Below are 25,816 nucleotides of genomic sequence, written 5' to 3' on the forward strand. Positions count from 1 at the left end.
ATATTATCAACTTTATAAACACTTTTATTATGTGCCATAGTTAATACTACTAATTATTAAATCATTGATTTATAGCCCCTTAGTGGTGAGGGAGATAAATACCAAGTGGTGTTTTTCTGATCATTGAGTGTAACTGACATTTCCAATAACATATTTTCAGATAAACAGAACGGGAAAAAATGGTAAAGATGTGTAGTAAAGACAAAAGCTTCACCTCTATTTTCATATTGTGTTTCGTCAATGAATAGCGATAAAGATAAACAACGATAGGGTTTACCTTTTAAAATATAGTCATATAAATGTGTTTTTAGTTCAACGAGTCCATTTAATAATCGCTCACATTTTCGAGTGATCTGCCTATCAGTATCTCGGTAAAGAATATAATCAGAAATCATATGTTTAATAGTATCTAATGACATTAACATTGAACCATTAGCACTGTAATGAGATAACAATTTCCAAAAATGGTGATTATTTACAATAGGTGGATAACAAGATGATAATAATGTGATATTTCCCGTTTTTACTGCATCAGGCATTTTTTCGCTGTGTTTATTTAATAGACCTAACTCATTTCTTTTATATTGTTCAAAGCCAATATAAACACATGCAAAATGTAAACTAGGCGGTGTGACCATAGGATCACCTTTATTATCAAAGAAATTCAAATAATAAAGTGTATGCCCAGTAATATTTTTCTCCATTGTTAATGAATAGAAAATGGCTTTATGAAATTGGGGCATTAAACGAGAGGCGGCGGTTAATTCTGTCGTAGGATAAAAATGACAGTATATGCCACGCGCTAGCTCATGAGGCTCTAGTGATAACTCAATTTTATCAAGATCGGCCAAATAGTGATGGGTTGGAATAGGGAGTAAATAACTTGATTTATTCTTTTTAAAATCAATTAAAAGTGTATGTTTTGCTTCACTATCAATCGCTGGAGCACAGTTTAAAAAAAAGCTCTGATTACACTCTTCTTGAGTTAAAGGAAGTTGCTGACTGAAATAGATATTCACAACAAACCGCTGCTGTTGTTTCCAATCTAATTGAGTCACTATTTGTGGTATATCTAACTCAATAAAATGGTGAACATGGGGTAAATAAAGACCTTCTAATAAACGTTGTGGCGCAGAAAATGAGTTATTTTTCTGTGGGAAGATTTTATAGTCATTGCCAATTTTGGGTTCAAAAGCATAATTAAGAGGATCGCCTTCATAACGTTCACCGTTATGTACCACCTCAATTTTTTCAAAGTATTGACTAAATGCGAGTAATAAAATGTCTGAGGTGGTTTTATTTTCCCCTAAAAAAACATTAAGTGCATTTGTTTGAGTTAATTCCACATCACCACGATATAATATTTCAAGAGAGATACAAGAGTGGTTTGGATGCTGAGTAATTTTTCTATCCAAAATGCTATAAGGCATGATGGTGAAATTATGGCAGAAACTAAATTGTGCCCCGTTGTCGCCAATCACCAAATGTTTTTCATTAATCTCCATGGGATAGGGGAGAATTTCACTTTGGTCAATTTGGATAATTGTTGTTGATGGTAGCCCTTTAATGGCTTGGGAATTTAGTCGTTGCAGTAGGGGTAATGTGATCTCAGGAAAAGCATCATCAATTTTATCTTGTAAACGAGCAGATAAAAAAGCAAAGCCTTCTAAGAGATAACTTGTTTGTGGATCTTGAGGATCAAGTACGCTCGCTAAATGTGGCGCTTTATCTGCATACTCACTGAACAGTTTTTGTAAGTACTGCTTTTCTTTAATATATTTAATTTCACTCATGATCTAATCCAAAAGATGAATATGAGCCGGGTTTTAAACCTTGTTGTTCAGCTTGTTTTTGTAAATCATAATAACGAGCTAATAACCCATTAATTTTATTATCAATATTATTGAGAGTTGCAGGAGAAATAGGTTGCCCTGTTTCAATTTGTACAGCGAGTTGTCGCAGTTTTTCTTCGATTGGCTCAACTTTATTGTGCTGTTTTTGAATATCATAAATTGCCGTTTTTAGATAAGAGAGTGTAAAACTGCCTCTATTTCGTTCTTGCTGAACTATTTTATTAGAAAGTTGTTGTAATAATGTCGCGGTTTCAGACCAGCTATCATTAATTGGCATATTCTCTAAGCGCGTTTGATAAAGATTTTGCCAATTACGTGTAAAATAAATTTGCTCTGCATCTGTAGGCCAAGCGTTTTTGGCTTTTTCTTGCATCGTATCAATTAGCCGTAAATTAGAAAGAGGAGAACGTTTTTCTAATAATGCTAAATGATACTCGTAGCTATTTAACTGTGGTTTAAACAACCATTTGGCAGCCGCACCTTCAGGTATTGAAGTAATCGCATTCATCTCTTGTTTTAAATAGAGATGTACACCAAATCCGACAGCTAAAAACAGTATGCAACTGAGCACACAGCCCCATATAAAACCTCGGGTCGCACTCATTTTTTTTGCTACTACAGTGAAAGAAGAGGCGGGTTGAGGTGTTTCAATCACAAAAGTGGGGGCTGCTTTGTCTGTTGTTTTCGACGGTTGTTGAATACAGACTAATGGCGGTACGCTAACGGGTTCAGCACTATCTTGTTGCGTCTGTTTTTCTTGCTTTTCAATTTGTTTGGCTAAGTTTTGGAAAAACCACAGTAAGTTTTCAATTTTAGGCAGTTTTTCCCAAGTTGTTTTAGCCAGTTTATCGATTATTAACTGTAACGCGCGCTCTGAACGATAGATTAATCGTAGATCTTTTGCTTGATAGGATTGTTGTCTTAATAAAGCGCTGGCTTTGGTATTAAACCAGTTTAATACCTCTGTACGTTGATTTGGCTTTTCCGGCCACAGGCTATCCCAATAAGTCACAATAACATTTGCTAATAACTCACATCCTTCAGTAAAACCGCTTAAACCATGCTGTTGTAATCTTGCAATGGTATAGTAAGCACCGCTTTGTAGGTCGATACCATGATTTTTAAATAGGGATAAGCAAAGTGACTCAATAAGTGTCCAACTTATTTCTGGTCGAGCAGGGTGGCTCAATTTATTAAATTCGGTTTTCAGGGCAATAAATTCAGGGGTATCAAGTGGAGATCCCCCAATTTTAATCACTAAACTTTCTGATTTCATCGCACTCAACATCCTTTTATTCCCCCACTATAAAGTGGGGGAAATCACATTAATAAAGCGTTTCAGGTAAACGGAATTTTGTGAATAATCCACCGAAGAAAGGATTATTAGATTCATCAACTATAACTCGATAAGTCATATCACCACCGTCGATTGTGAAGCGAATATCGAATGAGTTAGATTTGATATTGATGAGTTTTGCATTATCAACTAATCGCATTTGTGCCCATGGCCCAGAGAAACTGATTGAACGTGGCGATTTATCACCGGAAAGAGGCACTAAAGTCAGTTTACTTTCAATATTGGAACGCATTGAGTTTGGCCATACCAAGTGTGTCACATGGCTGCGACTATGAGCGTAATCAATCAATTGTCCATCAAGATTTAAGATGCTACGACGCTTATTACCACTTAATGACAGTGGCTCAATAGCATATTGTGCTTCTAAATTACCTTGGGCATTAAAGAAGGTTTCTCTAATACGATTGGCTATTTCAATTTGTGCTAATACATCAGCGCGGATCAATGATTGGCTATCACTATCGTTGACTAAGTTATTCTCAACGAATAAACGCAGATTTTGTTGATAGAAGCTATCTAATGTTCCATTTGGTTTGAAGAAACGTTCAAATTCACTTAAAGGAACATCTTGTTTAGCTGCTGGGTTAAATGGATAGCGACCGGCAATATAAGTATTGTATTGTTTGACAACATTTTCATTCCATTCAACTTCCATATAACGAATAGCTTCTTTTTGGACCACATTCCATGCTTGCACTGATAACTCATCGACCCAGCGGTTAAGCGGCTCTGGTAATGTTTTCGCCATTTGTGATAGCTCAAAAATAGCGTCGCGATTATTATCGTTTAAGCGCATCGAAACTGCTTTAAGCGCCGCTTTCCCCGGCACTGGAGAGTTTTGGATCCCCAATAGGTAACGATGTAAGTCATTTAGTTTTTGATTCAGATTCTGTAAATTTTCCCCTTGGTTACTGACTAATATCTCAGTTTGAGGAGTAAATTCGCGATCTAAGCGGGTTAATAAACGGTAAGATGGCTCAGCCATCAGTGTTTTTTGTTCATCAAGTGGTAAATTTTCATCAATAGTTGGAATAACCGTGTTATCACGTAGAACTTGTAATGCTCGGCGTAATGGTTGTTCACCACTAATAATTTGCTCAAGAGCGGTAATTTCATCTTGTATTGAATCAAATTGACGAATTTCTAAATTGCTCATGGCATTACGCCATTGAGCCGTATAGTCACTAAGATATTGTTCACTGATTTGACGCTGAATTTCTTTACGATCACTTTCACTATATTGTGTGTTGGTGGTTAGATTAAGAACCCAAGCATCAAGTAATGTTAGCTCGACCAATTTATCATTTTGGCGGATAAAATAGTTTAATAACCCTGAGCGCGTTAAGAATTGTGGAATTTCTAATTTATCATCATCAATAGCCGTAAAGACCGTATTAAAACTTGGGCCAATTTGATGTTGTAAATTTAAAGGCGCTGAAAGCTCTTGATTAGCCTTTAAGCGTAAGGCTTGATATACACGCTGATAAAGTGACAATACACTTAACTCTGCTTGTGCATTTTTTATAGGTCCAGCAAAAGGCATAAAGGCTTTAGTGGCTGAAACAAATCCTTTTTCACGCTCTTGTTTCCAATCTGTGTGCTCAAGGGCATAGCGCAAATGGGCTTTTAGTTGCAGTTGTTTTTCACGTTGACCAGTGAACAGTTGGCTCCAATAATCAGCCATAAAATCTTCTACCATGCCATTATTACGGCCACTTTTATCTTCTAACATGCGCATAATACGCAATATCTCTAACTTATCTTCACTTCCTTTATCGGCACTGTTAAGTTCATTTAACAACCCAGACATAACCGCAGGTAAAAAGCGATCGGTGAGTAGTTGTAAATAGACTTGTTCAACTTGTGGGCCAACTTTTTGACCTTGGTAAAGACCCATATCAGAAAAGAGCACATTTTTATCACGATGATTACCATAAGCTAAGGTTGCTTCACGTAATGGATTGAGCACCGGTAATTGTAGGCTACCATCAGTATCTTTTTGAGCATTGTTCTCAATAGCACGGAATGCTTTTACCTCATTAAGAACGTTTTCTCCAGCACGATAGTTTTTGTCGTAATAGTGGCTCCAACCATTCCAAATTGCGATTAAGCCGACAAAGCTAACAGCAGTGGTGACTAATAGGCGAGTCCGATGTTTTTTAACCCAATAATGGTTTTCTGCTGCAATATTAGGCTCACTAAATAGCACTTGACTAAATAATTGGGTAGTAAAATAAGGGTGGCTATCATTAATTGGCCATGTAGTAAGAGGTGCTGTCGGTAAATGATATTGTTCGGACGCTGTTTGGCTAAACACATCATCGATTTGACCGATTTGCAATGCAGAAGTTAAATAAACCCCTCTTAAACAGATATTATGTTGCTCATTATTGATGAGCAATGCATCAATTAATGTGCATACAGAATGTTGTAACCCTTCAATTTGGCGCACGAAACTAAATAGATCACTACGCTGGTTACCTTCTGCTCTTTGTAGCATCATTTCTGGTAATGCGCTGTTCATTTGGCCTACCCATTGTGACCAAAAATGATTTAATTCCTTTTTCCAATTACTTTTTGCTTTTTGGTTGAAAGAAACACCTAATACTTCATTACGTTGTTGAACATCTAATGATTGATACATTGAGTCAAAACCACGTAATAGATCTAGCTTGGTTAAGACGATATATAAAGGCAAGCGACTATTAAATGTCATGCGTATTTCTTCAATACGCATTTGTAAATCAGCAAGTAGCTGACTATTTTGCTCCTTACTATTGGTTAATAACGATAGGGTATCGACAGTTAAGACGATGCCATTCATTGGTTGTCTTGGGCGATTAGTTTTGATCCAATTGAGTAAATCGCCCCACAAACGGTGATAAAGTTGAGGTTTATCAGCCTGATTTGCCGGTTGGGTTAATAGATCACCATTAGGGACAAAAAGTACAGCATTGTCGGTTAATAGACATTGAATATTTAATGCAATATTTTGTTCGTTAACAATATTGTCGCTAGGCGCAATATCTAATGGGTTTACCGTATTTTTTAATAAGCTATGCTTTCCACTTTGGTTAGCTCCTAAAACAAAATACCAAGGGCGTAAATAAACCGCTTTAGTATGACCATTTAAGTGACGAATAAATTGTGATTTCCAATAGTTTAAATAACGTTTTTGAAAATCAAGATCTTGTCTTACCGGATCAACTACAGCCAATTCGACATCAAGTTTTAATGCTTCCAATTTTTTAACTCGACGCCATGTTGCTAGACCAATCCAACTCACAACAAGCAATACAATAACGACGGTTGCTAACCAACGTGTGGTGACCTCGCTAAACGGTATGGAATCTTGATAACGAAATGTTGGCCCCCACCACCAGATCCAAATAATGAGCAAAGCGGGAAGTAATGCCAATAAAAATAGCAAAAAGGAGGCAATTTTAGATTTATCAGCAAAAAAGAGTTTTTTTACCGAACTCGTAATGTTTGAAATGGAGAAAACCGGTAATTTCATTATTATTGATCCCTATCCATAGTCATTGTTATTTCTGTCTTTTTGTCTATTTTTTGCATGAGTTGTCGTATTAAGTTGGGTTCCCAATCTGCAAGTGAATAATGTGAGGCAGAGGTATTAAGTTGTTGGTATAACTGTGTAGCCATATAATCCATACCTGACAATTCAAATAGTTGTGCAGACAATAATTGTCCATAAAATCTATCTCTAGGCTCTGATCTGCTAGCAAGGTTTAATTCAATAAGCTTCAGGGCTGCTTCAAGACCTTGTTGTTCATAACATTGCAAGACTTCTTGCTCTAGGATCGCAGTATTTGTATTCGATGGTGGCAATTGACCGTTTTCAGTTTGGTTATATTGCTCTAACCACTGTTGTACACTTTCAGGAAAGAAGGGAGTCATATCCGAAAAGTGCAAGTTAACAAGTTCAGGAAGACGCGCTAAAAAAATACGTAACTCTTCAATAATGCCACTTTCTACTTCCCCATAACCTAATTTAGCTGCTACTTGTGCAGCTAACATATGGCCTTCTAACCAGTAAGGAGAGAGTGAGAGACTCTGTTCAATATTGTTTAATAGCGTAATGGACGCTTGAGTCAGTTGAGCTTTGTAATCCATTACACGGTCAATTGATACGGGGGCTAAAGGCGTTTTACCTTGAGCATTAGCTTGAGGTAAGACCGTAATAGCGTGCCAAATTGCATAACGCCGTATACGATATCCTACTGAACTTTCAGGGGCTTGTTGGCAGATAACATCAGCTACTTGAAGTAATGTTTGTTTCCATTGTCTTTCATCTTGATGGTTAACGTTAATAGTTGGTGTTAAGCTATTTTTTGTCGGTGTTTCTATAGACTCGCTAACCGGCGGAGTCTGTACTTTTTCTTCTTTCTCGGCAGGTGAAGCAACAATAATCGGCGCATCGTTATTTTCAATACGATTATAATCTCTGCTTAAATCATCAATTTGTTCTGCAAGTGCCGGGCTTTGTTCATGCCAAAATTGCGCTAGAAAGGCGAACGAGCCTAGAATATCATCACGCATCGCACTGTTGGCTGCATGACAAAAACTCTCACTCGCTGTTTCAAAACGTTTCAAAACTTGATTGGCTAAACGTGATTTCAATTTCATATTGGTTGGGTAGCAACTTTGCCAATATTGACGATTAAAATCAGTTAGGATCTGTGCTGCCAATACTAATTCTTTTGGCTCTCCAGCATGCTGTAAAGTACGTAATAAATGGACTAAGATCCGAAAATCTTTAGTCTGCGTTTCAAATAGGTGTAAACAGCGACGCTGGATCTCTTTAATATCTAATTGACCATGACTGAGTGAGCCGAACTTTATCATTTCACTGTCAATATATTCCCAGTCGGCATCATTATCATTGACAGCACTACTGACTTGCTGTTCATCAAGCGCTGTCAGTAGCTGTTGTTTCCATGCATAAGAAGTATTGTTCATCATGATTTCTACCAGTGGCAAGCCGCTCTTAAAGGGATTATTTGTTGTGAAATACCTGAAATATTGAAGGTGAGTTTTTCGTTATTAGATAATTTCAATGTCAATCTTTCAGCATTTAACAAGCGTTTAATTTCATCTATGCCCGGTATACCGCGGCTTGATTCCAATACATAACCGTTTTCACGTAAAAACCATTCTGCAGTAAATTGTGTTTTATCCGTTGAAACCATCACACTGCCAGCATCTTGTTTTGTTGGCAGGATAATTTGCATCCGAGTAATGTTATCAATACAGCTCAGCATTAAGATGGGGCGAGGCGGTTGAAAGCCAATCGCTGGAATGGTCATTAATACGGGATAATCACCGGTTTCTGGTACTGAGACGAGAAAACCTGCACTGTTTCCCGTCCGTTTCATTTCATGCTCTGTTGCTTGGCGCCATGTTTTACCCATTTGAGTAACATCAGGCAGTGCATTGGAGGAAGATGTTGAAGAAAGCGCAATTTTGTCATAACAATCTAAACGAATTAGCTGAGATGATTCCAAACGGCATTGAGTTAATTCCTCAATCATTTTCTGATTAAGATTATTTTCGGCCTTTCCCGGTGAAGTGAAGAGTAAAGGGAGTAATGTGCAGAAAAAGATTTTCAATACGTTCATTTTATACTCCGTATTTCTTCAATTTATATATTAACGCTCGTTTAGAAATACTAAGCTGTTCTGCCATGGCGTTAATATCTCCTTTCAATTCTTGCTGTTTATCTAATAAAATTTCTTTTTCATAATTTTCTATAGCAACTTCTAAATCATTAACTCCTTTGATTTGTATGGTAGGAAGTGCAATAGTCGCTACAGATGCGGTTAATTTATCTAACGTTTCATTAAGCGTGGTTTCTTTTTCCCTTTGTAATTGATTGATATATTGCAAGTAAGAGATTTTTTGTTGCATATTTGATAATTCAAAAAGATGCTTTAATTGATGATTAAATAGTTCACAATAAATAGGGAAAATACCTTGCTCGATATTTTCTAGCTCTTCAGCTTGCCCTAAAAGAATAATCGTGCCACATGCTTTATGGTTAACATCATAGATAGGCAAACTATACAATCCGGTGTTCACCGGAAGCTGTGAAATAAAACCGCGCATAGCAGCATTATTAATATAACTACCTTGTTGTAAGTTTTGCCAAAATACAGGTTCACCCTTAAATAGCAGTTGAATTAAAGGGTGATCTGCATCGGTAATATCGGTATCTAAAAAATGGCTTTGCACTTGAAGCGTTAAGTCGATATTCCAACTTTCCAATTTATTTTCAGCTTTATTCATTAACGAAATAATTAACCCACTCAGTGAGCTACGAAAAAAGCTATATTTTAGAAATTGAACAGCTAGCGTCTCTACATCATGACATTCTAGTAGTGCAAGCGCATTTTTTAGTCTCGCTTTCATTGCTTAATTAACCTCCGCAATAAACTCATCATTTTCAGTCGCTAAGCGGATATGAGAGATAGCTTCATTACGTGCACTATATTGTAGAAGTAATAAAGAAAGAGGCGGCAATAACGCACCATCAATAATAGATTCCAAAATACGCGCACCATTTTCAGCACGAGAAGCTCTGCGTAAAATTTCCGTAGCAACACTCTCTTCTACATTGATTTCTGCGTTGAAACGCTGTTTTAACAGGTTAATAAGACGAGCTAATTTGCCATCAACAATTTGTCGTAAAACCTCTGCAGGCAACGGTAAATAAGGGATCACTTCCATTCGAGCAAGTAATGCTGGTTTAAAGAAAGTTGTTAATTCAGGGTAGAGTGCATCTTCTAGTTCGTCCGGTTTATCCGCGTAAGCAGTAATGACATGGTCACCTAAATTAGAGGTGAGGAAAAATGCGATATTTTTACAATCAATGACTCGTCCTTCTCCATCGGCTATCTCTCCTTTATCAAAAGCTTGATAAAATAGATTTAGCACATCAGGATGCGCTTTCTCTACTTCGTCGAGTAAAACAACTGAGTAAGGTCTTTTACGAATAGCTTCTGTTAAGATCCCTCCTTCACCATATCCCACATAACCGGGAGGTGAACCAATAAGGCGAGAAACAGTATGTTTTTCTTGAAACTCAGACATATTAATAGTCGTGAGATATTGTGTGCCACCGAACATTAATTGGGCAATTTGGATAACCGTTTCTGTTTTACCCACGCCACTAGGACCTGCTAATAAGAATGCCCCCAGCGGTCGACTCGGTCGACGTAAATCAGCCCGCGCTGTAAGTAAATGTTTGTGTAAACATTGAATGGCTAATGATTGGCCTTTGATACTCTCTTCCAAGTAGGTCGGTAACTCAGTGACAATTGATAATGCATCTTGTGATAATCGATTTAATGGTACGCCTGTCCATTCAGCAATTACCGCCGCAATTTGTTTTTTATCGACGTGAGGTGAAACCAGTAAATGCGTGTCGTGTAACTGAGCAAGTTGTTTATCTAATTGTTGTAACTGTTGCTTTAATTCTTCAGATGAGCAGGGGGGCTGTGTTGCTATTTTTTCATCATTATCTTCAGCATTATCTTCAGCATCTTCTGCTTCACTATAAGTTCTTATATCACTTACCTCTTCATTATTTGCAACATCATTTGCGACATCGTCATTAGTCGCTTCGGTAGCATTATTAAGTAATGTTGCTCGTAACGTAATAATTTGAGATACAAGCTCTTTTTGTTGCTCCCATGCTTGCTGTAAATCAGTTGCTTGTTGTTCAATAGCACTTGCTTGTGAGGCTAACGTTTCAAGACGCTCAGAATGATCATCTAAACCTAAATAGTGTTCTCTTTGTAATACATCCATTTCCATATTGATTTGATGGAGTTCTGTTTTCAAAGAGGATAATGCCTTTGGTGGCGAAGATAGATTAATCGCGGCTCTTGCACAGGCTGTATCTAATACATCAATGGCTTTGTCTGGTAATTGACGTCCAGAGATATAACGTTCACTTAATTCAGCACTGGCTCGTAGTGCTTCATCATCAATAAAGACATGGTGGGATTTTTCATAGATACTACGTAAGCCACGCATAATGATAATGGCTTCTGCAGATGATGGCTCTTTGACTTGCACTAATTGGAAACGGCGCGCTAACGCGGCATCTTTTTCAAAATATTTTTTGTATTCGCTCCAAGTCGTTGCTGCGATAGTTCGTAGTTCTCCACGCGCCAAAGCCGGTTTTAATAAATTAGAAACATCTAAGCCACCTTGCTGGTTACCTGCACCAATGAGGGTGTGTGCTTCATCAATAAATAGAATGATAGGGTGAGGAGATTGAGTGACTTCTTGCATAATGCCTTTAAAGCGTTTTTCAAATTCGCCTTTGACTGCAGCACCTGCTTGTAATGCGCCTAAATCAAGAGTAAGAAGTTCACAACCCCTTAATTTATCAGGAATATCTCCGGCAATAATACGTAGTGCTAGTCCTTCAATTAACGCACTTTTACCCACACCGGGCTCTCCGACTACTACAGGATTGTTTTTACGGCGACGGCACAGAATATCAATCATTAAGTCGATTTCATTATCGCGACATAAGACCGGATCTAACTCACCATTTCGCGCTTGTTCAGTCATGTTATGAGTAAATTTCGCTAACAATGAATCAGCAGCAAGGTTACCTTTTTCTGATACTGTTTTTTCGTCAAAAGGCGATTCAGCAGAGCCTTCAGTCCATTGATCAAAATTGAGTTTTAATTGGTCGCGGTTAATCTGCGCAAGCATATCGGCAACAGGTTTCGCAAGATAACGCAAAGGCATTTGTAATAAAGTTAAAAACAATGCACCAGAGCGAAGTTCACTGTGATTTAGTTCAGTTGACGCTAATAGCCAGCTATCTTTCATCCATTCAACTAATAAGGGTGAAAAACTAGGATAACTTTGTGTAATAACTTGATGTGGCGGAATGTCGATATCTAATAACTCTGATAACGCATTAATATCTAATGCGCTTTTTTGACTGATCATACGAATGTCAGTTAATGGCGTTTCTATCAGTTTTTGTAGAAACTGAGCAATCGTAATTTCAGGTTGCTGGTGGCTTACACAGTAAGCGGCTGCACTTTCTAAGGCATGCTTAGCTATTGGGTGTAATCGATTAACGAGAGTAGAGAGATCAATTTGGATCATAATGCGTCCTAGCCAAGTAAAGTATTAAGTTGTTCCACAATACTGAGTGTTTGATAATTCAGTCTGGATGAATAAATGCTATAAATAATCAACGCGAATACCGCTGTACCTATGAGAATATAGCGAGCCCCTAAACGCTTACCTAAACGATAACGGCTTTGTTGGTTATCACCTTTTTCAAATAGAACTATTGGCTTAGCGTTACCTCTTAGCTGTTGGATCTGTTTTTGTAAGCGTCTTAATAAATGATTAAATTCATCATTTTGTCCCGCAGAGACTTTGTAGCGCCCGCGGTATCCTAGGCATAAACAAAGGTAGATAAATTCAATCAGATCGAGGTAACGTTTAGGTTCACCTAATAATCTTTCAATTAAGACAAAGACTTTTTCACCACCCCATGATTCATTATGAAAATGAACCAGTAATGATTGTTTTACCCAACCATTATCTTGATCCCAGCCTAATCCAAGGGCGGTTTCATCAATAAAAGTACATAGCACATAACGAAATGAAACAATGGCACCTGGCTCGTAACCTTGGATCTGTAATTGTTGCTCAATAGAGGTAATATCCATGACAACTTGTTGGTACAGCTTTTCTGAAAGTGGGGTTTCAGACATCGCTTTCATGCGCAATACCATGCCTAATAAAGGTGTAGCAGCATCTATCATTGGATTGATGTTGTTTCCTCTTAGCGGCAGTTGGTAATTTTTCTTTGTAATGCGCTCTTCATCATCATGATTCAGTAAAATATCATCAGTCATAGAGTGCTCCATCTCTTATTGCCCATAACTGAATATCGAGATCGGGGAAGTTTCCTGAAACGTGGAATGCGATGTTGCCATCCTGCTGGATCCCTTTCCATTCATTGCCTTGTTGATCAAAATGGAAATAGTTATATCCCGAGTGATAAGGTAATTGTCTTGGTGCAGCCGAAAGTGGTGATAAAGGAACACCCGGTATTTGCACACTAACCAAGCTGCGAATGTTATTGATTGTTGTCACCTTAGTTTGTTGTGGGAATTGGCGACGTAGTTGCTCTTGCGGCATTTGTGATTTCACCGCAATAATAAATTCAGCACGTTGTAGCAGTTGTTTGTCATGAATGGTTGCTACACGAATACCATGCTCTTGAACTTGTAGCGGGATTGGGATCGCTCTTGGTGTTAAGACAACACTGAGTGCTTCGCGGATACTGGCTATTAATGGAATATAACTTTCTGTTAATTTAGCATGTTGATATTTGGCAATATTTTCAGGTAAACGTGAAGTATTCGTGAATGTTTGTAGTTCACCACAAAGCTCTAATAAATCTCGAAATAGTTTTTCAGGATGGATCACCGGCTCTTGAGCATAATGCGAATAGAGTGGATAAGTGCGATTAAGCACTTGTAACATCATAAATTCTGCCACATCCGCAACACCTTGCTGACCTGGGGCACCAATGCGAGAGGCAATTTGTTTTCCTCTTTCATATAGCGTTCCTTCAAGCTCGGTGAGAAATTGGCTCAATAATGTTGAGGCACGGATATTTAATAGGCTGGGAATATAATCATTATCTAGCGTTAAATTACCATTAGCATTACGCTCTCTAATACGACAGATAGGTAAAGCAACATAGGCATCTAAACCATGTTTACCTTGTTTGAGTATTGGTGTGAGCTGTGCAACATGAATAGCACTGATATCACCATTTTCAGTATGTAAATCACGAATATTTTCGGTGCTTTCGCTGTAGCGAGAAAGTAAACGACTACCGTTATGTTCAGTGGAAATTTCACTGACATTCTCGTTCATTAAAGGAAAAGCCAGATAAATAATACTGCTGTCACTATCAGTAATATTCGTTATATCAATAGGCTGTGGTAGTAAATCTTGGTTTGGTATAGAGAAAATGGTGCCGTCTGGCATAACACCAGAAGCTTCTTTAATACCAATACGACCTAAAGCATATAAATCGTCACTCAATTTTAAGGTACTAAATCCCCAAAAGTGTGAAAAAAAGTTATTTAAAATACTCACCGTCATATAATCTTGATGACGTTGTTGTTGCTGAAAATGTTGAGGTTTGATAAATAGCCCTTCACGCCAGATCACTCTATTTTTAGTTGACATATTAATCATCCTCTTCTTGTCTAAATTCGATTTCATTTTCCCTAATGTGCACTAATAGGAAGTAGTGGCGTCCTTTACCACGCGCTTTGACTATTTTCTTCCATTCTGCTTTATCAGGATCTGAGTAATAGGCAATAATGCCAATGTAACGGTTAGATGGGTCTAACGTCATAGTAGGGAAGGGTTTATATTGGCCAGGTAAAATGGTGTAGTCTTGATGGTCAATATAATTTTTCTTTAGAACTTTCTCTAAGTCACCCTCTTTTGCATCTATCTGATCATGATCAACAGAGCCAAATACTGAATCTTCATTAAGATAAACAACTTGGATATTTATCGGCGCAGCTTCACCTTCCTGATTAGGATTAATATAGGGCTCCGCAAGGATGGTTAATGCAACGGTAGAGGGCTGATCTTTCGGTTGCCCAACAGGAGTTGAGGGATCTAATAAGATTTTCCCCATTTTACCCGCGGCTTCAAAAGGTTTACTACATCCACTCAATATTAAAAAAGAGCTAAATAACAGTAATATTGAGAAAGTTCTAAGCTGCATATTAAGCTTCCTCTATTCCTTTTCTCAGCGCTCTGTCATAAGCATGGCTGTATACTTCATAGAATAATTTTTCAAAACCCTGTTGCCGAGATGAAGAGAGTTCTTTGTAATAGTTGTTGTACATTTCCCAAGCCCAGCCATCATTCATTGGTGTGTTATCTGAAGCTCGTCGATACTGAGAAAAGCGGTTTAATAAATGTTCAGGAGAGAATGCTGCCAACATGGTTGATAGTGCGGTTGAAATAGCTTCTTGATTCGCTTGATAATGCAATTGGATGTTGTGCAAGCTTTCTGTTACTGCCGCTGGTGCTGAAAGATGTACAGGGCTACGTTCATCGGTAAACATCAACTTCATTGTCTCTTCATAGCCACTATTAAGACGTAAAGGATTATCTTCAATTGGGCGTAATTGCTTATCTTGTAAGCTTTCTTGTTGTTGTTGCAAAATCAGTAAACCTTCAATAGCCGCTTTGACGGTTTTACCCAGTTCAACAAGAAAATCATTAGCATGCTGTGTATTTGTTAAATTAAGGTGGATACCTAATCCCTTCATCAGAGGGTTAACTGCCACATGATCGACATCGGTCATATGTTCGTTTTCATTAGGTGTGATTTTAGGTAAATCAATAAATTCTTGGACCATAGTATTCTCTTGATTATCTGATGTCGGAAAGGCAGATGAATACGAGTGGGGGTCACTCAATAAAGGATCGTCTGAAGTAGCTTGTGTGTTTTTAGAAATTAAGCTTAGATTTTCGTTTTCTAAAGCCTGTAGTGGGTCTGTTGTTAATGCACCCTGAACGGTTGGTACAAACGGAGGCTCTTTCCGCTCATTTTTGACTGTTGTATCAACATCAAATAATGAATCTAGCGGATTATGATCTTTTGCGATAATAGACTGAGGCGTCATCGCCATCATATTTTGTACCGGCTCTCCGGTAAGACTAATATTGGTGGCAATAACTAATTTACCCACTTTTATCTGATCACCTTGGGTCAGTCTAACGGCATCAAGATGCAATGGAATAATCGCATTATTAATGTAAACAGGACCTGAATTTACTTTTAAGCAAAAGTGTTGATCTTTCCAAAACACCGTACATTGCCGATCGGCAATAGCACCTTCATTATCTTGGATTTTCCAGTCACATTGATTGCCACTACCAATCTGTCCGCCACTTTGAGTTAAAGTCGCATTTGGCAGATAACCACTTTCTAGCTGTTCACTATTTTTGATGCTAAAAGAAATTGTTGGCTGATATTTATCCATCTCTTTATTCCAATACCGTAATGGTGACATCCGGTTTCTTTGCGGGTTGACCTAAAAAGCTTTGCCAGCCTAATTGGTTGTGTTGTTGGTGACCCAAACGGAACCCTTCGGCTTGCTTTTCAGCAATGCTAAGACGTAAATCCCAAGCTAATTGCTCATGAAAAATGTAAGAAACAAAGGCAACTAATGGTGCGAAATCACTGCCGTTAGGTAAAAAACGCATATAGCGTTCTAAACTTAATTCACTGATTTCGATGGTGCATTTTCCATTGCAGTCATATATGTGTGAGCCCAGACTAAAATTTTCCCCTAATAACATTCGTGGGCGAGATTTTTGTCCGGATTGATGAGAAATCGTACCTAACTTGTTTTGTTGTGATTCAGGAATAGGAACACGGCGTGTCTCCCAACCAATTACTTTTACATTTTCTAAGTCGAAACAGTGAGATATAAGACTACTAATCACATCAGAAGAGCGACTTGGACTCGCCAAAAGACCAGCATAAGCGAGCATTTTGCTATGGTTGATTTTGATCCGACCGCGATTAGCTCCATTACCTAATCCAACGAGAGAAAACATATATTGTGAAAATGAATCCTGTCCTTCATTTTCAAAGCAAATGTAGTAACGATATTTGCGCCAGATCCGATAAAGTAACGCTATCAGACGATGATTGAAGATATCGAGAAAAGCGGAGATACCTTCTATCTGTTGTGCATCTTCCCAAGCAAACTCATCCAGATAATAGCCTGGTAGGGGGGACTGACTTCCTTGTAAGCCCAAAAAAGCGACTTCTAATTCATATTGTTCGACATTATTTTTTTCAATGGAAATAACATCTCGCGTCGGAAATGCAATATTTGAATAAGATTTAAAGCGAAGAATACCGCTGTCATCCTCCATCGAGTTGACATCTTGATGAATTATTTTATTTAACAATTCAACGAGTTGATAAAAATTATACTCTGTTACCGATGAGCCAGCTTGTTCCAGCCAACGATCGATTACTTCAGTATGTGCTGGTTGATTTGTGCTGGCCATCGATAAACTTCCTTATTATCAAGGTTAATAACTTCCAACTCATGAAACATATTAATGCTGGTATATAAGGTGAAAAATTGAGCGATAACGGTACAAAATAGGAATAAACTTCCTTCCGAAAGAAACGCATTTTGATGAACAACTAACGTTGTCTTCAGACCACGAACAGGAAGCCCTTTGTAGATATGCTCAATATGCTCTGAATGTAAATCAACTAATGCATCTAGGCGTTTTTGTGATTGCCTTGCAACCTGTGTGTTATAAACAGACGGTAAATCATAGAGTTGTAATATTTTTTTTAATGAATCAAGATTGAGCAAAGACTGATAATTTAAAGATAAATTAGTTAATTCAGACCAATATAATGTTTTATCTAATAATGGATATAAAGGCAGTGTTGGTGCGAATAAATTCTTAGCAGATAAAGCCCCATAAGGAATTGATGCACTATCTAAATCGATAGAACGCGTCGATAACTGGGAAGCGATATAGCGGTTAGTACAGTTGAGTGCAACAGAAACGGTTTCTTCACACTGTTGTAACTGAGGCTCTTGCTGACGAACAAAAGAAAGTCGATGGGAATAGCCGTATAACTGTTCATTTTGACTTATCTTTAAACGGTAATAGCCATGATTTTGAGTTTGATGGTTTTGATGATAAAAACTTTCAAATGCTGTATAGGTGATCGGATAAGGTTTAGCATCATTAGGATAACGTAACCCTCTAACCTCATTAATCGAAAAAATATCAAAACATTCAGTAAGTTGGTAATTAGGACTTAAAACATACTCCTCACTTTTCCCCGTCAAATTTATTGCTTCACTATCAATAGGAAATAAATTCACAATAGGGGTGCAATTAAGTTTAATACTGTCGTCATAAAGAATAACGCCATCAGGAATTTCTAGATCAAAATTGATCACCAGTTTGAATTGCTCTGCTTCGATAGCCAAAGGAATGTCATCCAAACCATGAATATCTAGAAAGAGAAAGGCTTCAGGAAAACAGAAAAACTCTTGCAGTATACGATAGCCATCATAGCTATTTTTCGGGTATGGAAGTAAGGCATCCTGCTTTTGAAAACCAACAGGCGTAACTGAAAAGTGAGTAAGAGGTAGCGTATGTACATCTGTGACTAAAGAGGCACTCTGCACATGCTGGCTTAATAAAAAATAGAGCTGATTTGTAGTAAATGGCGCACCATTTAAGTAAAAACACAATTTATCTAAGCCAATATTGGCAAGTGGCTGTTTTGTTGCTAACTCAAATGTTATTTCAATGGCGGTTGTTTGCTGCAAAATGTTACTGATTTTTGTCGGCATTAACCAGAGGTCGCGACTTTGACTAAATCGACATTGAAATAACGTCTCGTGGTTTGTTTCCTCACTTTGCACATAAAGTGGAGTGGCACTAAAAGGTTGTCCTGCTGAAATTTTTGTTGCGTGTTGGCACTGAGCATAATTAGGATGATATTCAACAATCGTCATGCTTGGCACAGGGCGCGCGTAGTTTGGCCAAAGCATATTGGCTAAACTGTTAGTTAACTCAGGAAATTGTCTATCTATTTGCTGGCGTAAATTACCCGATAAATAAGATAGCCCATCCATAATCCGCGAAGTATCAGGATCTTTAACATTGTGTGAAAGCAAATTAACAAGTTGCGGTTTTTCTTTGGCAACTTGCTCAGTCAGCTCATTTAAGTATTCTGATTCATTGGTAAAGTAGGATTTTGATGACATATTAATGCTATTTAAGCTGATATCTACGGTTATTATCTAAATACACATTAAATTCAATAAGTTGCTGCTTATTTTCTAAATCAATAAAAGCATTAATATTAAATTGTAAAGATAAACTATCTGCATCTTCTTCAAGAAATTTCACTACAACTTTGCTGATCCGTGGTTCATACGCAATAATGCAACTACTAATGCTATCTTCTAGGTGAGATTTAAAATCAACCGTAGATTGAGTCGCATCATTTAAATCAGGGATCCCTAAGGGTGGCGTTCCTTGGCAACCATCAGGTCTAGCATTTAAGATGTAATTTAAATTCTGTTTTATTGATTCAATGAGTGTATTTGTTCGCGAACGATGGGAAAAACCTAAGTTTTTCCCTCGGATCCGTTCAAATAAGCTGGCGCCAGCATTAGCCTGCCAGCCATAATTGGATGCCATCACCGTTACTCTTTATCAAGACGACCAACAAGTGATAATTCAAAGTTTGCACCCATATATTTAAAATGTGGGCGAACTTGAATAGCGACTTGGTACCAACCTGGATCGCCATCAACATCAAGTACTTTGATTTCAGCTGAACGCAATGGACGTTTACTACGAACATCTGCTGGTGGGTTTTCTTGATCTGCGACATATTGCTTAAGCCAAATATTGAGTTCACGCTCCAGATCTTGACGCTCTTTCCATGAGCCAATCTGTTCACGTTGCAATACTTTTATATAATGAGCTAAGCGATTGATAATAAACATGTATGGCAATTGAGTTCCTAACTTATAGTTAGTCTCTGCCAATTTGCCTTCAGGAGTATTTGGGAAGACTTTTGGTTTTTGAACCGAGTTTGCGGAGAAGAATGCAGCATTATCACTGCCTTTACGCATGGTCAGCGTGATAAAGCCTTCTTCTGCTAGTTCAAATTCTCTACGATCGGTAACTAAAACTTCAGTTGGGATCTTAGTTTGTAATTCACCCATCGCTTCAAAAATATGCACAGGAAGATCATTAACTGTACCGCCGCTTTGTGGGCCAATAATGTTTGGACACCAACGATATTTTGCAAAACTATCATTAATACAGCTTGCTAATAAGAATGCGGTATTACCCCATAAATAGTGCTCATGGTCTTGTTTAACATTTTCTGAATAGTTAAACATTTTTACAGGGTTTTCTGTTGGAGAGTATGGCAAACGTAATAAGAAACGCGGTGCTGTTAACCCTAAATAACGGGAATCTTCTGCTTCACGCAGTGAGCGCCATTTAGTATGTGCAGGGCCTTCAAAAACAGATTTTAGATCTTTAATTGCCGGCAGTTCAGCGTAGCTATTAATACCAAAGAAATTAGGTGAAACAGATGATAGGAATGGCGCGTGAGCCATTGCACCAACAGTACTAACATACTGCATTAACTTCATATCTGGCGCAGTATTGTTAAAGGCGTAGTTACCAATAACTGTTGCAACAGGTTCACCACCAAATTGGCCGTATCCTGAAGAGTAGACGTGTTGATAGAAGCCTGATTGAACAATTTCTGGAGAAAATTCAAAATCTTCTAATAACTCTTCTTTAGTTGCATGAAGAATATTGATCTTAATATTTTCTCTAAAATCAGTGCGATCAACGAGTAATTTTAAAGAACGCCATGAAGCTTCAATTTCTTGAAATTTAGGCGCGTGAAGAATTTCGTCAACTTGAGTACTTAGTTTATTATCAAGTTCAACAAGCATTTTATCGATTAATAATCGATTGATCTGTTGGTCTTCAGATTCACTGGCGAAAATATTACTAATAAAAGCAGCAACACCTTGTTTGGCAATATCGTATGCTTCTGTTTCTGGAGACATACGTGATTGAGCCATAATTTCATCAAGTAAAGAGCCTGTAGATGCGGGGGCTTGTTGCTCTTGAGCTTCTGCATTTAGTGACATGAAATAATCCTCTATAAACATTATTTTTGATTAGCAGCAATATCGAGCTCTTTTAGAAGCTGTTCGCGAGTTTCTTGATTTTCAAGTAGTTCTTGAAGACGCTTTCTAAAAGCTGGGACATTGCCTAGAGGACCTTTTAATGCAACTAAAGCTTCACGCAATTCGAGAAGTTTATTTAATTCGGGCACTTGGCGAGCGATACTATCAGGAGAGAAATCCTGTAAAGATTTCACATCAAGATTAACATTAAGCTCTGAATCACTGCTTTCTTCTAAGGTATTGCGAACATTAATATTTAAATTAATGCCAGCACTTTCCATAACAGAATTGAAGTTGTTTTGATTGACTGAAATCGCTTTGCGATCTTCAATGGGGGTCTCTTCCGTTTTACCTTTCATATCCCCAACAATCAACATATTCAATGGAAGTTCGACTTCAGCCTGAGCTCCGCCAGTATTTGGCGTATATTTAATATTAATCCTTTCTTTAGGGGCAACACTACCGAGATTTTTCTTACTCATTTAAGTTAAGCTCCTTGTATGAGTATGCAATAACTTCTTAATTCCATAAATAAAATGCCTAAATTAAAAATTAATAATAAATTTAGAGCATGCACTTCCCTACACAGAACAAAACAGGCTCTGCGTTAAGAATTCTTTTCCCAGTAAGGTGTTTAAATATGTTTAATATTGTACAAAATTTATTTTTTAGTTTTGGTCATGATATACAAAATTAACTTAGGGTCAATAGGTAATTTATTATATGAGTTCTTATTTTTATATTAAATAAGCTGAGAGCAGTATCAATAGGGCATCTTATCGGGATAAGAAATAAGTTTGACTATAATTATGAAAGCTAACTTATTCGGTGGTTACTCTAATAATGAGTATCTAAATGATATAGCTAATTGCAATATTAATTAAACTCAATTTAATAAATATAGAATATATTAATTTATAAAATTCTGTGAGCTAAGTTCATATTTTACAATTAGTAATATAATTTCATATTTTTCTAGCATAATTACTTATTTTATCTATTTTGCTTGAAATGTTATTTCAATTTTAGGATAAGTTAGCTTTTACTCATTATATTTGTATCACGATGATGGATACATATTAAACAAGCCTTTTAGGATATTGGCGATGCTTTTATATTTTGCTTTATTTTCAATGTGTTATATTGTTTTGAGTTAAGGCGTTAATCTTTATTTAGGAGTAATAAAGAGGTTTTTTTTGGGATATCAATTTATTCATAGGAACATAACGTGTTAGAAAATCAGAGGGAATAATAGGTTTTAAAGCCCTTTGTGACGCTACATATTGATATATTAAAAATAACATATATATAACGAGTATATGATAAAAAATAAAAACGCAATGAAACTATTTAGGTGTGAATTAGTTTTTTATGGCAACAGAATTGCAAACATAATACAGCTATATTTGGTTTAACTTAAGGGTATGATCTGAAAAATATTCTGCTTTAATAAATGGATTTTTAATTTTTTAGTACGATGTATCTCTTATAGTGAGTAAGAAGATGGTGCTATAAGCCAAAAAAGACTAACCATAAATAGCTAAATAACTATAGAGATATCTTTATTGTTATCAAATAAGAGGATTACCTATTTCAATCAAGGATAAATACTAATATGGCTCAAATAGATCTTTACCCTAATATGATATGAAAAATCTTCTCTCAATATTGCTACTGTAATGAGCATCGCTTCTTAATTTATACTGGAATAACAGCATATCTTTATCATCAATAAGTAAAGACCAAGATAGTTAAACTAAAACTTTTGTGTCTCCCTATCCTTATTTTCTACTTGTTCATTGTATAGTTTTATAATTAGCCTCCATAAAATGAGTATTGGTACGTAAAAATAAGACTGAAATATACGCATATTGAGTGTGTTAAATAAAAATAGTGGCTTAATCAGCATGATATTTTAATTAAATTGAGCTTAACAGCTAAATATATTGATAAATATGGCGCATTCCTGGGGGAATGACAGCATAATTCAATGTGATTAATTATTAATGCTTTAAAATCAATTGATTATATGCGCTATTTCTTATTTAACATTTCTGTTACAAAATATATTTTTATGTACATAGTGTTTCTTGGGCTGCGAGCAATTTGTCTATTTATTCATCATATTTTATGCTAATAAACACTTTTTATGACTGTTTTTACAGCATGATATAGCGATATTTCAACCAGTTTACGCTAAGTGACTTATCCTAGAGAGATACAAAAAAAACGGGCTGTTTACAGCATATTGATAAGATTTTATTATCCTTTACCGAAGTCTTACCGTGCGCACTGGCTAAGATGACAGACATGACTAACGGATTGTTTTTAAGACAATCATTTAATTTAATTTGTCGTTTTTGATAAAAGGATATTGTTATGCCAACTCCTTGCTATATTTCCATTGAAGGAAAAACTCAGGGCAACATCACTGCAGGCGCGTTTACTGCAGATTCTGTCGGCAACATTTATGTACAAGGTCATGAAGACCAAATGTTGGTACAAGAATTTTCTCACGTGGTGACGGTTCCGACTGATCCGCAATCAGGTCAACCTTCTGGCCAACGTGCGCATAAACCGTTTCGTTTTACCGTGGCATTAAACAAAGCCGTTCCTCTGCTGTATAACGCATTGGCTTCCGGCGAAATGTTGCCAAAAGTTGAGTTAAAATGGTATCGCACGTCTGTTGAAGGTAAACAAGAGCACTTCTTTACCACCACACTGACTGACGCGACTATCGTGAACATCGATTGCCAAATGCCTCATTGTCAAGATCCGGCTAAAGCCGACTTCACGCAACTTATCGAAGTCTCCCTCTCTTACCGCAAAATTGACTGGGAGCACACTGTTGCTGGAACGTCTGGTGCGGATGACTGGCGTGCGCCTCTCGAAGCGTAATACCGTTATGACGAGTCCTTGGGGGCTCGTCCTTATTTTGTATTGTTCCCTTTTCTTTATCCATTTTTGCATGGAGGCAGATTATGCTTAGCAAAGATCCGAAATCAACGCCCATTGACCCGGCATCCGTTTTAAAAGATGAAGCCATCAATCAAGTGAAAAATAGGGTGCAATCCAAAGTGAACGAAACGCTATCGACACCCACGCAAAAGGTGGCCGGGATGGCCTCAGCAGCGGCCTCGCTCACTCAATCAGCCAGCGTATCGGCCAATCGCGTGACTGCTCATCCCCTGATCCACGGTGGCGGTTTTACCGGTGGACAAACATTCTCTGAAAACCAAGCACTCCAAGCGGCCCATGGGGCGTTACTTGATGCATTAGGCATGGACAGCCTCGAAAGTGGTTTGGTGTTCACTTGCACCATTGGTGGATTGCCTGACGACACCTTTCAAGTCACCGAATTTAATCTTACCGAAGGATTATCCTCGCTATTTTCGCTGTCCATCAGTGCGGTCAGTGCCTTACCCTTTATCGATTTTCAGCGTCATCTTGGCTTAGCCTCATCATTAACGGTCAAACGCGATGGGGTGTTGATCCGCAAAGTCAACGGTATCTTAGCCGGGGCAGTACAAGGCAATACCGACGGAGTGAAAACGTGGTATCACTTCGATATTCGCCCTGAAATGTGGGTGATGACCCTCAATCAAGACAGCCGTATTTTTCAACATCAATCGGTGCCGACCATCTTAAAAACCTTATTGGATGAGGCCCATGTTAAAGCGGATTACCAATTCTACCGTGAAGATCTACACCCTGAACGTCTCTACACCACCCAAAAACGCGAATCGGCATTTGATTTTTGGTGTCGACTGGCGTTTGAAGAGGGCATTAACTTCTGGTTTGAAGAAGAACAACTGTTTTACAGCGATGAACATATGGGGATGACGGCGGGTATTCACCTCACCTATAACCCGCAGGCCGATACCGATATCAGCGATAGCACTGCCATGACTTGGCAATATGGCGAATATTTGTGTGTGGATGAAACTATCCATAAAGACAACAACTTTGTTCGTCCTTCTTATCCGTTGTCTCATGAAAACAAAATTGAGCAGGGGGGACAGCACAGTGTGTTTGAAAGTTATGGTCGTTTTCAATTAGACGATGAAGGTCGACCTCTGACACAGGTGCGCTTTGAGCAATTACGTAACGGCAGCAAAGTGGGGCAAGCGACAACAAACTGTTTTGCACTGATGCCCGGCAAAATCTTCACCTTATCTCAGCATCCCCATCAGCCGATGAATGATCGCTGGCAAGTGATCAGCGTCAGCCATCATGGTGTACAGCCACTGGCGGACAATAGCGGGGGCGAAGGCACACAACTGTCGAATAGCGTCTCCTTTATTCCGGGCACGCAAGAGTGGCGCCCCCCTTATCGTTATAAACCGACGGCGGACGGTGATGAAGTGGCGACGGTGGTGGGGCCACCAGGGGAAGAAATCTACGTCAATGAATATGGCGCCGTGAAAGTGCATTTTCATTGGGATCGTCGGGGAAGTGCCGATCACAGTGCTTCATGCTGGGTGCGGGTTGCCATGGGTTGGAGTGGAAATGGCTATGGTTTTTCTGCGGTACCGCGCATCGGCACACAAGTGCTGGTCAGTTACCTGAATGGGGATATCGACAGACCGATAATTACCGGTTGTACTTATGATGGACGTAACGCACCACCGATTAAGTTCCCAGAGAATAAGACACAAACCACTTTCCGTAGCCAAACCCACAAAGGGGAAGGTTTTAATGAACTGCGTTTTGAAGATGCGGGCGGTAAGCAAGAGGTGTTTCTTCATGCGCAGAAGGATATGAATACC

At 38.0% G+C, this 25,816-nt stretch carries 18 protein-coding genes; 2 read left to right on the forward strand and 16 right to left on the reverse strand.

What is annotated here, in order from left to right; translation table 11 throughout:
* Positions 1–56: 56 nt before the first annotated feature.
* Genes AACQ49_RS17280 through tssB form a run of 16 tightly spaced genes read right to left on the reverse strand, consistent with a single transcriptional unit; the run spans position 57 to position 21,529 of the window.
* A complete protein-coding gene (locus tag AACQ49_RS17280) occupies positions 57–1,793 on the reverse strand; it encodes a type VI secretion system baseplate subunit TssF (RefSeq protein WP_004244608.1) in 1,737 nt (578 codons plus the stop codon).
* Entirely contained in the window at positions 1,786–3,129 is a 1,344-nt protein-coding gene (locus tag AACQ49_RS17285) for a VasL domain-containing protein (protein WP_223307218.1), read from the reverse strand. Before AACQ49_RS17285 ends, AACQ49_RS17280 begins: the two co-directional genes overlap by 8 nt.
* 49 nt (positions 3,130–3,178) lie before the next feature.
* Positions 3,179–6,727, reverse strand: a complete 3,549-nt coding sequence (gene tssM, locus AACQ49_RS17290) for a type VI secretion system membrane subunit TssM (protein ID WP_004244610.1) — start codon at positions 6,725–6,727, stop codon at positions 3,179–3,181.
* A 2-nt stretch (positions 6,728–6,729) separates the two neighbouring features.
* Entirely contained in the window at positions 6,730–8,193 is a 1,464-nt protein-coding gene (tssA, locus tag AACQ49_RS17295; RefSeq protein WP_004244611.1) for a type VI secretion system protein TssA, read from the reverse strand.
* 5 nt (positions 8,194–8,198) lie between these two features.
* Positions 8,199–8,849 carry a type VI secretion system-associated protein VasI gene (vasI, locus tag AACQ49_RS17300; protein ID WP_004244612.1) on the reverse strand — a complete coding sequence of 217 codons (651 nt, stop codon included), beginning with the start codon at positions 8,847–8,849 and terminating at the stop codon, positions 8,199–8,201.
* A gap of 1 nt (position 8,850) precedes the next feature.
* Entirely contained in the window at positions 8,851–9,639 is a 789-nt protein-coding gene (locus AACQ49_RS17305) for a helix-turn-helix domain-containing protein (protein WP_004244614.1), read from the reverse strand.
* A 3-nt stretch (positions 9,640–9,642) separates the two neighbouring features.
* Complete coding sequence (gene tssH / locus AACQ49_RS17310) at positions 9,643–12,366, reverse strand: type VI secretion system ATPase TssH (RefSeq protein WP_161779191.1); 2,724 nt, start codon at positions 12,364–12,366, stop codon at positions 9,643–9,645.
* Positions 12,367–12,374: 8 nt separating this feature from the next.
* Positions 12,375–13,130 (reverse strand): type IVB secretion system protein IcmH/DotU, encoded by a 756-nt coding sequence (gene icmH, locus AACQ49_RS17315; RefSeq protein WP_004244617.1) that lies wholly within the window; start codon positions 13,128–13,130, stop codon positions 12,375–12,377.
* Complete coding sequence (gene tssK / locus AACQ49_RS17320; RefSeq protein ID WP_004247647.1) at positions 13,123–14,481, reverse strand: type VI secretion system baseplate subunit TssK; 1,359 nt, start codon at positions 14,479–14,481, stop codon at positions 13,123–13,125. The genes icmH and tssK overlap by 8 nt, the downstream gene beginning before the upstream one ends.
* Position 14,482: 1 nt before the next feature.
* Positions 14,483–15,034: a type VI secretion system lipoprotein TssJ gene (gene tssJ / locus AACQ49_RS17325; RefSeq protein ID WP_004244619.1), complete on the reverse strand. Its 552-nt coding sequence runs from the start codon at positions 15,032–15,034 to the stop codon at positions 14,483–14,485.
* A 1-nt stretch (position 15,035) separates the two neighbouring features.
* A complete protein-coding gene (gene tagH, locus AACQ49_RS17330; protein WP_004247648.1) occupies positions 15,036–16,304 on the reverse strand; it encodes a type VI secretion system-associated FHA domain protein TagH in 1,269 nt (422 codons plus the stop codon).
* Positions 16,305–16,308: 4 nt separating this feature from the next.
* Positions 16,309–17,346: a type VI secretion system baseplate subunit TssG gene (tssG, locus tag AACQ49_RS17335; protein ID WP_004244621.1), complete on the reverse strand. Its 1,038-nt coding sequence runs from the start codon at positions 17,344–17,346 to the stop codon at positions 16,309–16,311.
* Positions 17,310–19,085, reverse strand: coding sequence for a type VI secretion system baseplate subunit TssF (gene tssF / locus AACQ49_RS17340; protein ID WP_017628432.1), 1,776 nt, complete (start codon positions 19,083–19,085; stop codon positions 17,310–17,312). Before tssF ends, tssG begins: the two co-directional genes overlap by 37 nt.
* A 7-nt stretch (positions 19,086–19,092) precedes the next feature.
* Positions 19,093–19,524: a type VI secretion system baseplate subunit TssE gene (gene tssE / locus AACQ49_RS17345; protein ID WP_004244624.1), complete on the reverse strand. Its 432-nt coding sequence runs from the start codon at positions 19,522–19,524 to the stop codon at positions 19,093–19,095.
* Positions 19,525–19,529: 5 nt separating this feature from the next.
* The gene (gene tssC / locus AACQ49_RS17350) at positions 19,530–21,008 is read right to left on the reverse strand and encodes a type VI secretion system contractile sheath large subunit (RefSeq protein ID WP_004247652.1); all 1,479 of its coding nucleotides are present in this window, start codon (positions 21,006–21,008) and stop codon (positions 19,530–19,532) included.
* 20 nt (positions 21,009–21,028) lie between these two features.
* On the reverse strand, positions 21,029–21,529 hold the full coding sequence (tssB, locus tag AACQ49_RS17355) for a type VI secretion system contractile sheath small subunit (protein WP_004247653.1): 501 nt from the start codon (positions 21,527–21,529) through the stop codon (positions 21,029–21,031).
* A gap of 1,897 nt (positions 21,530–23,426) precedes the next feature.
* Between tssB and AACQ49_RS17360 the strand changes: the two genes are divergently transcribed.
* Together AACQ49_RS17360 and tssI are read left to right on the forward strand one after the other, a co-directional pair.
* Entirely contained in the window at positions 23,427–23,945 is a 519-nt protein-coding gene (locus tag AACQ49_RS17360; protein WP_004246976.1) for an Hcp family type VI secretion system effector, read from the forward strand.
* A gap of 83 nt (positions 23,946–24,028) precedes the next feature.
* The coding region (gene tssI / locus AACQ49_RS17365; protein WP_161778961.1) for a type VI secretion system tip protein TssI/VgrG at positions 24,029–25,816 on the forward strand (1,788 nt) is incomplete at its 3' end.

Origin of the sequence: Proteus sp. G2675, assembly GCF_963886535.1 — a bacterium.
Taxonomy (GTDB): Bacteria; Pseudomonadota; Gammaproteobacteria; order Enterobacterales; family Enterobacteriaceae; genus Proteus; species Proteus mirabilis.

What these genes read in the sequence shown, in the direction of transcription:
- tssG (WP_004244621.1), bottom strand. Translation starts at nt 17,346, where the DNA reads ATGGCCAGCACAAATCAACCAGCACATACTGAAGTAATCGATCGTTGG.
- tssJ (WP_004244619.1), bottom strand. Translation starts at nt 15,034, where the DNA reads ATGCAGCTTAGAACTTTCTCAATATTACTGTTATTTAGCTCTTTTTTA.
- AACQ49_RS17305 (WP_004244614.1), bottom strand. Translation starts at nt 9,639, where the DNA reads ATGAAAGCGAGACTAAAAAATGCGCTTGCACTACTAGAATGTCATGAT.
- tssM (WP_004244610.1), bottom strand. Translation starts at nt 6,727, where the DNA reads ATGAAATTACCGGTTTTCTCCATTTCAAACATTACGAGTTCGGTAAAA.
- tssC (WP_004247652.1), bottom strand. Translation starts at nt 21,008, where the DNA reads ATGTCACTAAATGCAGAAGCTCAAGAGCAACAAGCCCCCGCATCTACA.
- AACQ49_RS17360 (WP_004246976.1), top strand. Translation starts at nt 23,427, where the DNA reads ATGCCAACTCCTTGCTATATTTCCATTGAAGGAAAAACTCAGGGCAAC.
- AACQ49_RS17280 (WP_004244608.1), bottom strand. Translation starts at nt 1,793, where the DNA reads ATGAGTGAAATTAAATATATTAAAGAAAAGCAGTACTTACAAAAACTG.
- tagH (WP_004247648.1), bottom strand. Translation starts at nt 16,304, where the DNA reads ATGGATAAATATCAGCCAACAATTTCTTTTAGCATCAAAAATAGTGAA.
- tssK (WP_004247647.1), bottom strand. Translation starts at nt 14,481, where the DNA reads ATGTCAACTAAAAATAGAGTGATCTGGCGTGAAGGGCTATTTATCAAA.
- AACQ49_RS17285 (WP_223307218.1), bottom strand. Translation starts at nt 3,129, where the DNA reads ATGAAATCAGAAAGTTTAGTGATTAAAATTGGGGGATCTCCACTTGAT.
- vasI (WP_004244612.1), bottom strand. Translation starts at nt 8,849, where the DNA reads ATGAACGTATTGAAAATCTTTTTCTGCACATTACTCCCTTTACTCTTC.
- tssF (WP_017628432.1), bottom strand. Translation starts at nt 19,085, where the DNA reads ATGTCATCAAAATCCTACTTTACCAATGAATCAGAATACTTAAATGAG.
- tssE (WP_004244624.1), bottom strand. Translation starts at nt 19,524, where the DNA reads ATGGCATCCAATTATGGCTGGCAGGCTAATGCTGGCGCCAGCTTATTT.
- tssB (WP_004247653.1), bottom strand. Translation starts at nt 21,529, where the DNA reads ATGAGTAAGAAAAATCTCGGTAGTGTTGCCCCTAAAGAAAGGATTAAT.
- tssH (WP_161779191.1), bottom strand. Translation starts at nt 12,366, where the DNA reads ATGATCCAAATTGATCTCTCTACTCTCGTTAATCGATTACACCCAATA.
- icmH (WP_004244617.1), bottom strand. Translation starts at nt 13,130, where the DNA reads ATGACTGATGATATTTTACTGAATCATGATGATGAAGAGCGCATTACA.
- tssA (WP_004244611.1), bottom strand. Translation starts at nt 8,193, where the DNA reads ATGATGAACAATACTTCTTATGCATGGAAACAACAGCTACTGACAGCG.